This window comes from Prevotella pallens (genome assembly GCF_900454935.1).
GTDB lineage: Bacteria > Bacteroidota > Bacteroidia > Bacteroidales > Bacteroidaceae > Prevotella > Prevotella pallens.
Genome location: NZ_UGTP01000001.1, coordinates 1,450,002 through 1,463,596 on the forward strand (window position 1 = coordinate 1,450,002; position 13,595 = coordinate 1,463,596).

Annotated in this window: 12 protein-coding genes; 10 read left to right on the forward strand and 2 right to left on the reverse strand. The window is 38.2% G+C overall.

The genetic code is table 11. The features are described from left to right. The first annotated feature begins 112 nt into the window (after nt 1–112). Together DX009_RS06200 and DX009_RS06205 are read left to right on the forward strand one after the other, a co-directional pair. Nucleotides 113–1,771 (forward strand): diphosphate--fructose-6-phosphate 1-phosphotransferase, encoded by a 1,659-nt coding sequence (locus tag DX009_RS06200; RefSeq protein WP_006044710.1) that lies wholly within the window; start codon nt 113–115, stop codon nt 1,769–1,771. Between the two features lie 30 nt (nt 1,772–1,801). Continuing rightward, complete coding sequence (locus tag DX009_RS06205) at nt 1,802–2,674, forward strand: glycoside hydrolase family 25 protein (RefSeq protein WP_115083388.1); 873 nt, start codon at nt 1,802–1,804, stop codon at nt 2,672–2,674. On the opposite strand, the gene prmA is transcribed toward DX009_RS06205, so the two are convergent. Together prmA and DX009_RS06215 are read right to left on the reverse strand one after the other, a co-directional pair. After that, complete coding sequence (gene prmA / locus DX009_RS06210) at nt 2,601–3,473, reverse strand: 50S ribosomal protein L11 methyltransferase (RefSeq protein ID WP_115083389.1); 873 nt, start codon at nt 3,471–3,473, stop codon at nt 2,601–2,603. The genes DX009_RS06205 and prmA overlap by 74 nt on opposite strands. Before the next feature lie 38 nt (nt 3,474–3,511). After that, complete coding sequence (locus tag DX009_RS06215; protein ID WP_338091479.1) at nt 3,512–4,141, reverse strand: TetR/AcrR family transcriptional regulator; 630 nt, start codon at nt 4,139–4,141, stop codon at nt 3,512–3,514. A 127-nt stretch (nt 4,142–4,268) separates the two neighbouring features. Here DX009_RS06215 and DX009_RS06220 point away from each other — a divergent pair, with 127 nt between their 5' ends. From DX009_RS06220 to DX009_RS06255, 8 genes are all read left to right on the forward strand, one after another. Continuing rightward, on the forward strand, nt 4,269–6,560 hold the full coding sequence (locus DX009_RS06220) for an NADP-dependent malic enzyme (RefSeq protein WP_115083391.1): 2,292 nt from the start codon (nt 4,269–4,271) through the stop codon (nt 6,558–6,560). 680 nt (nt 6,561–7,240) lie between these two features. Next, the gene (locus DX009_RS06225; RefSeq protein ID WP_115083392.1) at nt 7,241–8,605 is read left to right on the forward strand and encodes an MATE family efflux transporter; all 1,365 of its coding nucleotides are present in this window, start codon (nt 7,241–7,243) and stop codon (nt 8,603–8,605) included. A gap of 19 nt (nt 8,606–8,624) precedes the next feature. After that, nucleotides 8,625–9,251, forward strand: coding sequence for a cytidylate kinase-like family protein (locus DX009_RS06230; protein ID WP_115083393.1), 627 nt, complete (start codon nt 8,625–8,627; stop codon nt 9,249–9,251). A gap of 7 nt (nt 9,252–9,258) precedes the next feature. Then, a complete protein-coding gene (locus tag DX009_RS06235; protein WP_115083394.1) occupies nt 9,259–9,765 on the forward strand; it encodes a metallophosphoesterase family protein in 507 nt (168 codons plus the stop codon). A gap of 25 nt (nt 9,766–9,790) precedes the next feature. Further along, nucleotides 9,791–10,939 carry a dTDP-glucose 4,6-dehydratase gene (gene rfbB, locus DX009_RS06240; RefSeq protein WP_115083395.1) on the forward strand — a complete coding sequence of 383 codons (1,149 nt, stop codon included), beginning with the start codon at nt 9,791–9,793 and terminating at the stop codon, nt 10,937–10,939. A gap of 58 nt (nt 10,940–10,997) precedes the next feature. Beyond that, nucleotides 10,998–11,408, forward strand: a complete 411-nt coding sequence (locus tag DX009_RS06245) for a sugar 3,4-ketoisomerase (protein WP_115083396.1) — start codon at nt 10,998–11,000, stop codon at nt 11,406–11,408. A gap of 95 nt (nt 11,409–11,503) precedes the next feature. Next, entirely contained in the window at nt 11,504–12,457 is a 954-nt protein-coding gene (locus DX009_RS06250) for a GNAT family N-acetyltransferase (RefSeq protein WP_115083397.1), read from the forward strand. Then, entirely contained in the window at nt 12,454–13,551 is a 1,098-nt protein-coding gene (locus DX009_RS06255) for a DegT/DnrJ/EryC1/StrS family aminotransferase (RefSeq protein WP_115083821.1), read from the forward strand. Before DX009_RS06250 ends, DX009_RS06255 begins: the two co-directional genes overlap by 4 nt. Nucleotides 13,552–13,595 lie beyond the last annotated feature (44 nt).

The window sequence follows — 13,595 nt, forward strand, 5'->3', positions numbered from 1 at the left end:
TTAGTATTATTTCTTATTTTAGCAGCATTTATGCCTAATTGTCAATCTAAAACATTACTTTTGCAACAGTAATTAGATTGTTTCAATAATAACTGTTTAAAAAGATTAGAAGATGGAAACGAGTGCTTTACAAAAGGAACGCGCAACTTATAAACCAAAACTTCCAAAGGCACTTAAAAGTGCTGTGAAGATTAAAGAGGGAGAACCAACTCAAAGCGTAGATAATCATAAAGAAATTAAGAATTTATTTCCCAACACCTATGGTATGCCTCTTGTAGAGTTCGTACCTGCTGAGAAGCAAGACTCAGTTAGAATAAATGTTGGAGTAATATTATCTGGCGGACAGGCTCCTGGTGGACATAACGTTATATCTGGTTTATATGACGAGGTTAAAAAGTTAAACCCAGAGAATCGTTTGTTTGGTTTCCTAATGGGACCTGAAGGTTTAGTAAATCATAATTATATTGAAATTACAGAAACGCTTATTAATAAATATAGAAATACGGGCGGATTTGATTTAATAGGTTCTGGACGTACTAAACTAGAGAAAGAAGAACAATTCGAAAAAGCATTAGAGATTATTCGAGAACTTGACATTCGAGCTCTTGTAATTGTTGGTGGTGACGATTCAAACACTAATGCGTGCGTTCTTGCAGAATATTACGCTGCAAAAAATTATGGAATACAAGTTATCGGTTGTCCTAAAACTATTGATGGCGACTTAAAAAATAACCAAATAGAAACTTCGTTTGGTTTTGATACTGCTACTAAAACCTATTCTGAGTTAATAGGAAATATTGCACGCGACTGTAACTCTGCACGGAAGTATTGGCATTTCATTAAATTAATGGGACGTTCAGCTTCACATATTGCACTTGAATGTGCTTTACAAACACAACCTAATATATGTTTAATCTCTGAAGAGATAGAAACAAAAGATTTATCTCTGAACGACATAATTGAAGATATTGCTAAGGTTGTGGCACGCCGTGCACAAGATGGACGTAATTATGGAGTCGTTTTAATTCCAGAAGGGCTTATAGAATTTATTCCTTCTATTGGTAGACTTATTGGGGAATTAAACGACTTATTAGCAAAACATGGAAACGATTATAAGGATCTTGACATTGAAGCACAACGAGCTTATATTATAGACCATCTCTCTGAAGAAAATAAAGCCACATTCGAGACTCTCCCTGATGGAGTTGCAAGACAATTATCATTAGACAGAGATCCTCATGGAAATGTTCAAGTTTCACTCATTGAGACAGAAAGACTTATTTCTGATATGGTTGAAATGAAACTTAATAAATGGGCTAAACAAGGTAAATACAACGGACACTTCGCTACAATACATCATTTCTTAGGATATGAAGGACGCTGTGCCGCTCCATCAAACTTTGATGCTGACTATTGTTATGCACTTGGTACTTCTGCAGCTCAACTTATTGCTAATGGAAAAACTGGGTATATGGCAATTGTTAAGAATACAACTGAGAAAGCTGAAAATTGGATTGCAGGCGGTGTACCAATTACAATGATGATGAATATGGAACGTCGCAATGGTGAATTAAAACCAGTTATCCGTAAAGCTCTTGTTGATCTTGAAGGAGCTCCATTCAAAAAATTCGTAGAACTACGAGACAAGTGGGCTAAAGAGACTAGTTACATCTATCCTGGACCTATTCAATATTGGGGACCATCAGATGTTTGCGACCAAACTACGAGAACATTGGCATTGGAACAAGGTAAAGATGTTTTCACTTATTGAAATAAGATATAATGGTATATAAATAAGGTAATGAATATTCCTAAAACAATCCATCTACTTTGCATTAAATTGCATAAAATGCCTAAATGGGTATGGCAGATTGGAGGAATATTCATTGCCTTATTTTATTGTTTTTGGCTTTATTTTTTCTTAGTTGCTCCATCAGGCTTTCGCTGGCGTGCTATTTATGGTGATCCAGATTATCCTGACGGATATGAGATACATGGAATTGATATTAGTCATCACCAGGGTAATGTTAATTGGGCTCGTTTGCGTAATGCACTCATAGAACAATCGCCTGTTCGCTTCGTTTTTATGAAATCAACAGAAGGTGATAGCCACGTAGACCGAAACTTTCGTTCAAACTTTGCAAACGCAAAAGAAGCAGGGCTTATTAGGGGTGTTTATCATTTTTGGAGCAATAACTCATCACCTCGTCGTCAGGCTTATTTCTATTTAGCTATGACACCCTTAGAACCTGGCGATTTACCTCCTGTATTAGATGTAGAAACAAAACCAAATGGAATTAGCACAGGAGAATTTCAACAGAATATTCTTACATGGCTACACATTGTTGAAGATAAATTTCATGTAAAACCTATTATCTATACCTTCTATAAATTCAAAGACCAATATTTGTCTGATTCACGCTTTGACGATTATCCATATTGGATTGCTCATTATTATGTAGACAAAATGGAATATCCTGGAAAATGGCTTTTTTGGCAACACACAGATGCAGGTAAACTTCCTGGTATAAAAGGCTATGTAGATTTAAATATCTTTAATGGTTCGTATTATAATCTTATGCAATTGCTTATTCCTAAACCTAAAATTGATAAAAAGTCAGACACGCCCATTTATGATTCACTTTACATTGACTCTTTCTCAGTCCAAGACTAAGTGCTTTTTCTTCTAATAAAGAGACGTCTTCTTCATAAAATCCACTTAATATTAATATTCCCTTTGTTTTCATTGCACATACAAAGGCAGACATATCAGCAAGCAGGATATTACGATTTATATTTGCAACAACAACATCAAACTTCTTTTCAGAGAAATTCTCTATAACTTGTTTATCGCCTTCTTTTACTTCAAGTGATACATTGTTGGCTTCTGCATTCTCTATTGTATTTCTCACACTCCATTCGTCAATATCGTAACCACAAACTGTTTCGGCTCCACACTTGGCTGCAATTATTGAAAGAATACCTGTACCACAGCCACAATCTAACACTTTAGTCCCGTTTAAATTCATTTCTAACAGTTGAGATACTATCATTTGTGTAGTTTCATGTGTTCCTGAACCAAATGCCTGCTTCGGATCTATTCTTACAAGCAAAGGTTCTCTACCTTCTACTTTTTCTACCAACCTATATGGATTTTCTTCTTTTACACTACAGATAATGCAATTATTATTGATTATTATAGGAGTAAAGTTATCTCTCTCCCATTCTTCATTCCAATTTTTATCTTCTGCCTTCTCTACTTTGTATTCTATTTCTATGTTAGGCAGAATAAAGTTGGAAATAGCCTCTTTTAAAGCTGCTTCTTCAAAAGCATTTTCAAGGCAATAGCCCATCACTACATTCTCTTCTTCCGAAAACGAATCACAACCAACTTCACCTGCCATTGCTACTAAGAGTTCACGTGCTAGTTCTGTGTCTGGTGTTATTTTAAACGTAATTTGTAGATATCTCATTGTAATTAATACTTTATGTAGAATACTTAAATGTAGTATTATTTGAAGAAATTAGCCATCTCTTTATCTAATAGCTTTATACCTTTCTCAGTACAAATACTTCTTATGTAGAACATAATAAAGGTTTTTAATATTTCTTTGTAGTTGTACTCATCGTATAGAAAATTTGTCATTATATATTCGCCAGAAGCTGAAGTAAGCCTACTATATAGCTTTATATCTATATTTGACAAGAAACACCCTTCACTAACTCCACGCTCTATGAATTCAACAAGTTTTTCGTATTTCTCTTCTTCTCGTGCGGCAAAATAAGTCTGCAACTTAGGATATTTTCCTAATTCTTCGTAGAATAAAGGATTAACTTTATTAAATTCTTCGGTTTGCAGCCGTAATACATGCATAACAATATTGATGACATTGAGACCTGGCTTATCAAACCTCTCTATCTCTTCCTTTTTATGCTTAGCATTCATCATCACAACCTCATAAAGCAGGTCTTCTTTGTTTTGATATATTTCATAAAGTGTTCGCTTCGATATTTTCAAATGCGCAGCTATATCGTTCATTTTCACTTTACGAATGCCATATTGAAAGAACATTTTAGAAGCTAATGAAAGTACTCTTGCTTTTAGCTCTTTCTTATATTCATTTTCTATTATCATTACCATTGTTTATTAAGCAGTACAAAAATACAAAAATAAAATCACTAACACTATCTTTATTGTTTTAATTTAGTAACTTTGCACAACCACACGCTTTTTGTGCGCGAAATTAAGTTAGTATTAAAATCATATTATGGTTAAAATAACAAAAGAGGCGGCACTTGCGTATCATGAGAAAGGTCGCCCAGGAAAGATAGAAGTTATTCCTACAAAATCTCACAGTACACAAACCGATTTAAGTCTTGCTTACTCGCCTGGAGTAGCATACCCTTGTTTAGAAATTCAGGAAAATCCAGACAACGTTTACAAATATACCGATAAAGGAAACCTTGTTGCAGTTATAACAAACGGAACAGCTGTTTTAGGACTGGGTAACATTGGTGCTATGAGTGGAAAGCCCGTTATGGAAGGTAAAGGGTTGCTATTTAAAATTTATGGTGGCATTGATGTTTTCGATATAGAGATTAACGAAACTGACCCCGACAAATTCTGTGAAACTGTTGAAAAGATTGCTCCTACGTTTGGTGGAATTAATCTTGAAGATATAAAGGCACCTGAATGTTTTGCTATTGAAGAGAGACTAAAACGCACGTTAGACATTCCGGTGATGCACGACGACCAGCACGGCACAGCCATTATATCTGCCGCTGGTCTGAAAAATGCGCTCGAGGTTGCTGGAAAAGATATAACAAAGGTTCGACTTGTTGTAAATGGAGCAGGTGCTGCTGCCATCTCGTGTACGAAACTATATGTAGCTTTAGGCTTAAAGAAAGAGAATATTCTTATGTTAGATTCGCACGGAGTTATTACTGCCGACCGACCGAACTTAACTGAACAAAAGAAGCTATTTGCTACCAACCGTACAGACGCACACACGTTAGAGGAAGCCATTAAAGGTGCTGATGTTTTTGTAGGACTCTCAAAGGGCAATATCCTTTCGAAAGAGATGATACAGTCTATGAATAGCAATCCTATCGTATTTGCGCTGGCTAACCCTGTGCCTGAGATTTCTTACGAAGATGCGATAGAAGCACGACCAGACGTTATTATGTCTACTGGACGGTCCGATTATCCAAACCAGATTAACAACGTTATTGGTTTCCCCTACATCTTTAGAGGTGCTCTCGATGTGCACGCTAAAGCCATAAACGAAGAAATGAAGCTTGCTGCCGTGCACGCCATTGCCGAACTGGCTAAGCAGCCTGTACCTGATGTTGTGAACGAAGTGTACCACGTGAACGAACTCACGTTTGGACCAAAATATTTTATACCGAAACCTGTAGACCCACGACTTATTACTGTGGTGAGTGCCGCTGTGGCAAAGGCTGCAATGGATAGCGGGGTGGCAAGAACGCCTATTAAAGACTTTGATGCATACAAAGAACGCCTAATGCAAATGCTGGGGCAAGAAACCAAACTTACTCGCTATTTACACGCAACTGCTGCACGCCACCCACAACGAGTTGTTTTTGCCGAAGGTGTACACCAAAATATGCTAAAGGCTGCTGTACAAGCAAAGCAAGAAGGTATTTGCCAACCTATTTTATTGGGACACCCCGACCGCATTAAACGCATAGCGAACCGACTGAAGCTCGACCTAACTGGCATTGAACTTATTGATATGCGCGCCGACAAGGAACAACGACGCAGAGCCAATTACGCAAAACACTTGGCTGAAAAACGGGCACGAGAAGGCTACACTTTCGATGAGGCTTACGACAAAATGTACGAACGAAACTACTTTGGTATGGCGATGGTTGAGAGTGGCGATGCTGACGCTATGATTACAGGACTCTACACGAAATACAGCGATACCATAAAGATTGCAAAAGATGTTATTGGCATTCGTCCTGAATACAAACACTTCGGCACAATGCACATTCTGAATACTAAGCGTGGCATTTACTACATTGCCGATACGCTGATAAACCGTATGCCAAACGCCGAAGCGCTGGTAGACATAACGCGCCTTGCTCACCACTCTGTGAAATTCTTCAACGACGACCCCGTAATGGCAATGGTATCGTTCTCTAACTTTGGTAGCGACGAGGGAGGCTCGCCACAACAAGTGCGCGAGGCATTAGCCATAACACAAGAAACGCACCCCGACTGGTTAATTGACGGCGAAATGCAAATAAACTTCGCATTAGACAAGAAGTTGCGCGACGAGAAATATCCTTTCACACGCTTAAAAGGCAAAAGTGTAAACACGCTTATTTTCCCTAATCTTGCTTCAGCCAACAGTGCCTACAAGCTGCTACAAGGCTTTAGCCCAGAAACCGAAGTGATTGGTCCTATCCAGATGGGACTAAACAAACCTATCCACTTCACCGACTTAGAATGTTCCGTTCGCGACATTGTAAACATCACGGCAGTAGCAGCCATCGATGCTTACATTGAGAAAATAAAGAACAAGAACAAGTAAGAGCCTGAAATTAAACTCCACACAAATAGGAAGAAAGCTAAATAGTTTTCTTCCTATTTTTGTTTTCGCACAACCAATACCATAAACACATATTATAACAGCGCAACAGAAAAGAAGACAATTCTAATAAATTCCACGACCATATAACAAAAGCAGAAATAAAACATTGTTGCTCAGAAGCTCATAAAAACAAATAAATAGAAGCACCAGAAACAAAGAACCTCACAACGCTTCAGCCAAATAAATAGCCTTTAAACATTTATAATATAAGAACATAAAACTCATAGTTTGTTCCTTTAACTCCATACCCATACGCACCCCATTCCACAATTAAACCGCCCGAAGACTATACATAAACAAACAAAAGCTTATAAGCTATCAATAAAAAGCTTATAAGCTATTAACAAAAAGCTTATAAACTATTAACAAAAAGCTTATAAGCTATCAATAAAAAGCTTATAAGCTATTAACAAAAAGCTTATAAACTATTAACAAAAAGCTTATAAGTTATCAGGAGAAATATCAGAGTGATAACTCTGCGGATAGCCGTATATTCTTAACCATTCTATAAGTGTTAGCCACCAAAAGCACCACATCAGCTACAAATACCATAATTATTAGGTTATAAGAAGCTGTATCGTTTTTTTTTAGTACTTTTGCAAACACATACAACTTCTTGAATGGATAATAAGAAAGCAACATTAGAACTTGGCACAAAACCAGTAGGCAAGCTATTAGCGCAATATGCGCTACCAGCCATTACGGCAATGACGGCAGCATCGCTCTACAACATAATCGACCGCATATTCATAGGGCAAATAGTAGGTCCAATGGCTATTTCGGGGCTTGCTATAACATTTCCATTCATGAACCTTGCAGCCGCATTTGGTGCAGCAGTAGGCATCGGAGCCTCAACAACCATTAGTGTAAAGTTAGGACAGAAAGACTATCAGACGGCAGAAAACATACTTGGTAACACCATCACCTTGAACCTTATTGTAGGATTAACATTTGCTGGCGTCTGCCTATTATTCCTCGATCCAATACTCCGTTTTTTCGGAGCAAGCGATGCCACCCTCCCCTATGCGCACGACTTTATGCATACCATACTCTTAGGCAATGTGTTTTCGCACATGTACTTCGGTATGAATGCCGTATTGCGTGCAGCATCTAAACCAAAGAAAGCAATGTGTGCCACCATTTTCACAGTAGTAATGAACATATTGTTAGATGTTGTTTTCATACGCTGGTGGCATTGGGGCATAAAAGGAGCAGCACTCGCCACAATAATATCACAAACATTAGCCCTATGCTGGCAAATGACACTATTTGCAAACAAGAACGAACTATTGCATTTAAAACGAGGCATATACAAACTAAAAGCTAACTTAGTGAAGAACATTATATCCATAGGAATATCTCCTTTCTTAATGAATGCTTGCGCCTGTGTCATTGTCATCTTCATAAACAACCAGTTAGTGCGGTTCGGAGGCGATATGTCGGTGGGAGCATACGGCATAGGCAACAGCATAGCGATGATATTCATAATGTTTGTAATAGGTCTTAACCAAGGAATGCAACCTATAGCAGGCTACAACTACGGAGCACAACAATACGAAAGAATGATGCGAGTAGTGAAGTTGTCCATCATAACAGCAACTTGCATTATGCTAACAGGCTGGTCGCTCGCTATGTTTGTTCCATACCATTGCGTGCGCCTCTTCACCACCAATCCAGAACTCATAAAAAGATCAATCAATGCACTACACATCATAATGATGATGTTCCCGCTTATAGGTTGCCAAATGGTAATAACCAACTTCTTCCAATGCATAGGAAAAGTAAAGATTAGCATATTCCTATCGCTCTCTCGGCAACTATTGTTCTTACTTCCATTACTCATTCTACTACCAAATTTCTATGGAATAAATGGAGTTTGGGCATCAATGCCAACAAGCGACTTCATAGCTGTTGTAGTGGCAATAATAACAATGACAGTATATCTTAGACGATTTAAGAAAGATATGCAAAGCAAAAACAGTTGAAACAAATAACCTCTCGCTTATGGAAAAGAAACTAATAATAAACGTTGGACGACAACTTGGAAGCGGTGGAAGCTTAGTAGCTAAAGCACTTGCCAACGAATTTAATTGTCAGTTCTACGATAAAGAAATACTGAATCTTGCAGCAAAAGAGAGTGGTTTCTCAGAAAAGTTCTTTGAGAAAAACGACGAACAGAAGAGATTTCTAAAATCGCACTTCCAAATAAACCTGCCTATATTTAGCAATAACGATTTCTACAAAAACAACTTCTCGCAAGAAGGTCTCTATCAATTTCAGTGCGATGTTATTCGAAAAGCAGCTGAAGAAAATAATCGCTGCGTATTCGTAGGAAGAACAGCCGACTATGTATTGCGCGAAAATCCCAACATAATTAATGTTTTCATAACAGCAAACATTAACTCAAGAGCGAAAAACGTAAGCGAACGACTTGGTTGCACAAAAGAAGAAGCCATAAAAGTAATTGAGAATAAAGAAAGCGAACGTGCAAAATATTACAATTACTACACAGGAAAAGTATGGGGACACGCCGAAAGCTACGACCTTTGCGTAGATGCAAGTATATTAGGAATAGAAGAAACAAAAGATTTCATAGCTTGTTTTATACGAAAGAAGCTGGCAATAGAGTAAATTCTGTATGAAGAGAATTGGCATTATAAGCGATACACACGCCTATTGGGACGAGAAATACGAATTCTATCTGAAAGACTGCGATGAGATTTGGCATGCTGGCGACATTGGGGCATTAGAGATAGCCAATAAGTTCGAAGCTATGAAACCTACTTTCAGAGCTGTATATGGTAACTGTGACGGCTATGATATTCGTGCACGCTATCCCGAAATACAGAGATTTAGATGTGAAGATGTAGACGTTTTGCTTAAACATATTGGTGGCTATCCAGGCAGATACGACCAATCAATACGTAATACACTCTACTATTCGCCACCTAATCTCTTCGTAGACGGACACTCGCATATATTAAAGATAATGTACGACAAAACATTAAATCTGCTACATATAAACCCAGGAGCAGCAGGCTTACAAGGATTTCACAAAGAGAGAACCATTGTAAGACTCGCTATTGAAGGCAATAAAATGGGCGATTGTGAAGTTATTACATTATCAAACAACAGAAATAAATAATTAAGATACAAAATATTAACAACTTATGAAAACTTATTTAGTAACTGGTGCTGCTGGATTTATCGGCGCAAACTACATTAAGTATCTGCTTCACAAAAAGTATGTGAACGAAGATATTAAGATTATTGTACTTGACGCATTAACTTACGCTGGTAACTTAGGAACAATTAAAGATGATATTGACGATAAACGATGCTTCTTTGTAAAAGGCGACATTCGCGACAGAGAATTGATTGATAAACTGTTTGCTGAAAACGATATTGACTATCTTGTAAATTTCGCTGCTGAAAGCCATGTGGACCGCTCTATAGAAGACCCACAACTATTCTTGAGCGTAAACATATTGGGTACTCAGAACCTTATGGACGCTGCTCGCCGTGCATGGGTTACGGGCAAAGACGAGCAGGGTTACCCTACGTGGAAAGAAGGAAAACGTTACCATCAGGTGTCTACCGATGAGGTCTATGGTTCGCTTGGGGCAGAGGGATATTTTACCGAAAAAACTCCACTATGCCCTCACAGCCCATATTCGGCAAGTAAAACCAGTGCCGATATGTTTGTTATGGCATACCACGATACGTACCACATGCCCATCAGCATTACACGTTGCTCTAACAACTATGGTCCTTACCACTTCCCCGAAAAGTTAATTCCATTAATCATCAATAATATTCTTGCAGGTAAACCACTTCCCGTATATGGCGAAGGCTTAAATGTCCGCGACTGGCTATACGTAGAAGATCACTGCAAAGCTATTGATATGGTAGTTCGCGAAGGACGTGTAGGACAGGTTTACAATGTTGGTGGACACAACGAAATGAAGAACATCGACATTGTTAAGCTTACCATTAAAACTATTCACGATATGATGGCTGAAGACAAAGAGCTTCGCAAAGTTTTAAAGAAACAAGTGAAAGATGAGAATGGCAATATTGATATCTCATGGATAAACAACGATTTGATTACACACGTTGCTGACCGACTCGGCCATGACGCACGTTACGCAATTGATCCAACAAAAATAAAAAACGAATTAGGCTGGTATCCTGAGACGAAATTTGCCGATGGTATTGTGAATACCATTAAATGGAATTTGGAGAATCAGTCATGGATAGAAGAAGTAACTAGTGGTGATTATCAGAAGTACTACGAAGAGATGTACGGAAACCGATAAACAGAATCATTCCCCTGTCCTTTAAAACTGGTCAGGGGAAGTTCTTAAACTCACAAGTATGACAAAAATAGGAAAGATAATTGAATTGCCAAAACGATTAGACCGTCGTGGCAACCTTACTGTAGCAGAAGAAATGAAAGACATTCCTTTTAATATTGCACGCGTTTATTGGGTTTACGATGTGCCGGGAGGAGAAAATCGTGGCGGACACTCGCACAAACATTGTCGCGAATTTATTATTGCTGCAAACGGTTCTTTCACTGTTACACTCGACAATGGCACAGAAAAAGAATCTTTCTTACTCAATCACCCTTATCAAGGCTTACTTGTAAACACAGACACATGGAGAACACTTGAGGATTTCTCTTCTGGTGCAGTATGCTTAGTGTTGGCTGAAGATCCTTTCGACGAAAGCGACTACATCAGAAACTATGATGAGTATTTAAAATTCATAGGCAAAACAAAATAAGAATGGTGAAGGGAAACACATTCGGAACGAAAGCTTACATATAACTTGCTATTATTTTAAATTTTGGAATAGCATATATTAAAGAATACCATAATATGATTGAGATTAAACAGTATAACCTTGACGATGCCGTGAAATGGAATGAATTTGTTTCTATTTCCAAGCAAGGCACCTTTCTTTTCAATCGCAATTATATGGACTATCATGCTGATAGGTTTGCTGACTGTTCGTTTCTTATAATGGAGAAAGGGCACATCGTTGCTGTGTTACCTGCCAATAGGGAAGGCGATACCCTATATTCGCATCATGGACTTACTTATGGAGGATTACTCACTACAGAGAAAATTACTGCTGAGAAGATATGCAACATCTTTTCTGAACTGAACATTTTGCTCAAGGAAATGGGTATAAAACAAGTAATCTACAAAGCTATTCCATATATCTACCACCGTATTCCTGCCGAAGAGGACCTCTATGCACTTACCAATATTTGCCACGCACAACTCATCAGCCGCGATATTTCATCATCGTTCAGTCTCCACAACGTACGAAAGTTTACCGAAAGTCGCAGAAGTGGCATTCGAAAGGCTATCAAAAATGGCATTCTCGTAGGAGAAAGTCAAGATTTAGCTGCATTTTGGAATATTCTCAATAATAATCTTACCACCAAATACAATACACACCCTGTACATTCTTTAGCAGAATTAGAACTCTTAAGAAGTAGATTCCCAAAGCAAATAAAACTTTACTTAGCTACAACAACCGACAAAGAACCACTGGGTGGCACTCTCATCTATGAAACACCGAACGTTGTTCATACACAATATATTTCAGCATCACCAAAGGGGAAAGCAATGGGATCACTGGATTTGTTGTTCGATTATATAATAAATAATGTGTATAAGGGCAGAGATGGTTATTTCGACTTTGGTAAAAGTACCGAAGATGGAGGTACAATACTAAATCAGCAGCTTATCCACCAGAAAGAAGGATTTGGCGGACGAGGTATTTGTTACGACACTTACAAATGGAATATATCAGTTTTATGATAGAATATTTATCACTCAAACGCATCACAGCGATGCACAAAGACGAAATAAACAAGGCTATTTCAAACGTTGTGGCATCGGGCTGGTATCTTAACGGCAATGCTGTTAAACATTTTGAAGAGCATTATCGCACCTACATTGGTACGCAACATTGTGTTAGTTGTGGAAATGGACTCGATGCTCTATATCTTATTCTGCGTGCTTACAAAGAGCTTGGACAACTTCACGATGGCGACGAAGTAATTGTACCTGCTAACACTTACATTGCCACCATATTAGCTATAACCGAAAATAACCTTACGCCCATACTAGTAGAACCTGATATCGCAACGTTAGAAATAGACGACAGCCGTATAGAAGCTGCTATCACACATCGCACTCGTGCCATTATGCTCGTACATTTATATGGTCGGTGTGCATATACAGAAAGAATAGGAAATATTTGTAAACGCCATAATATAAAGCTGATAGAAGACAATGCACAGGCACATGGTTGCACCTTTAACGGTAAGCATACAGGAAGCCTTGGCAATGCAGCAGCTCACAGCTTCTATCCAGGCAAAAATCTTGGTGCATTGGGCGATGCTGGTGCCATAACCACAAACGACTTGGAACTAACCAAAACTATTCGGGCGCTTGCTAATTACGGTTCGAACCGCAAATATGTATTCGAGTTTCAAGGTAAAAATAGTCGTATGGACGAAATACAAGCTGCTGTGCTCAGTATAAAACTAAAGTATCTCGATGAGGAAAATGAACGTAGGAAAGAAATTGCCCATTACTTTGAACAACATATAGAGAATGAGCGTATTACCATTCCTAAAGCTTTAAACCGTGATAACGTCTATCACATATTTCCAATACTCTGTGCAGAACGCGATAAATTACAGGAATACTTAACAGATAACGGTGTACAGACTCTCATTCACTACCCTATTCCACCCCACAAACAAAAAGCATATAAGGAATGGAATACTCTTTCATTCCCACTTACAGAACGTATTCATCGGGAAGAACTTTCCATTCCGTGCAACCAAACTATGTCGTTAGGCGATGCCGAACAGATAGCTGTATTGCTAAGTAACTTTGCTTAGCTTAATTGTAGCATAAAAGGCATTATAAATCTCAGCAGAATAAA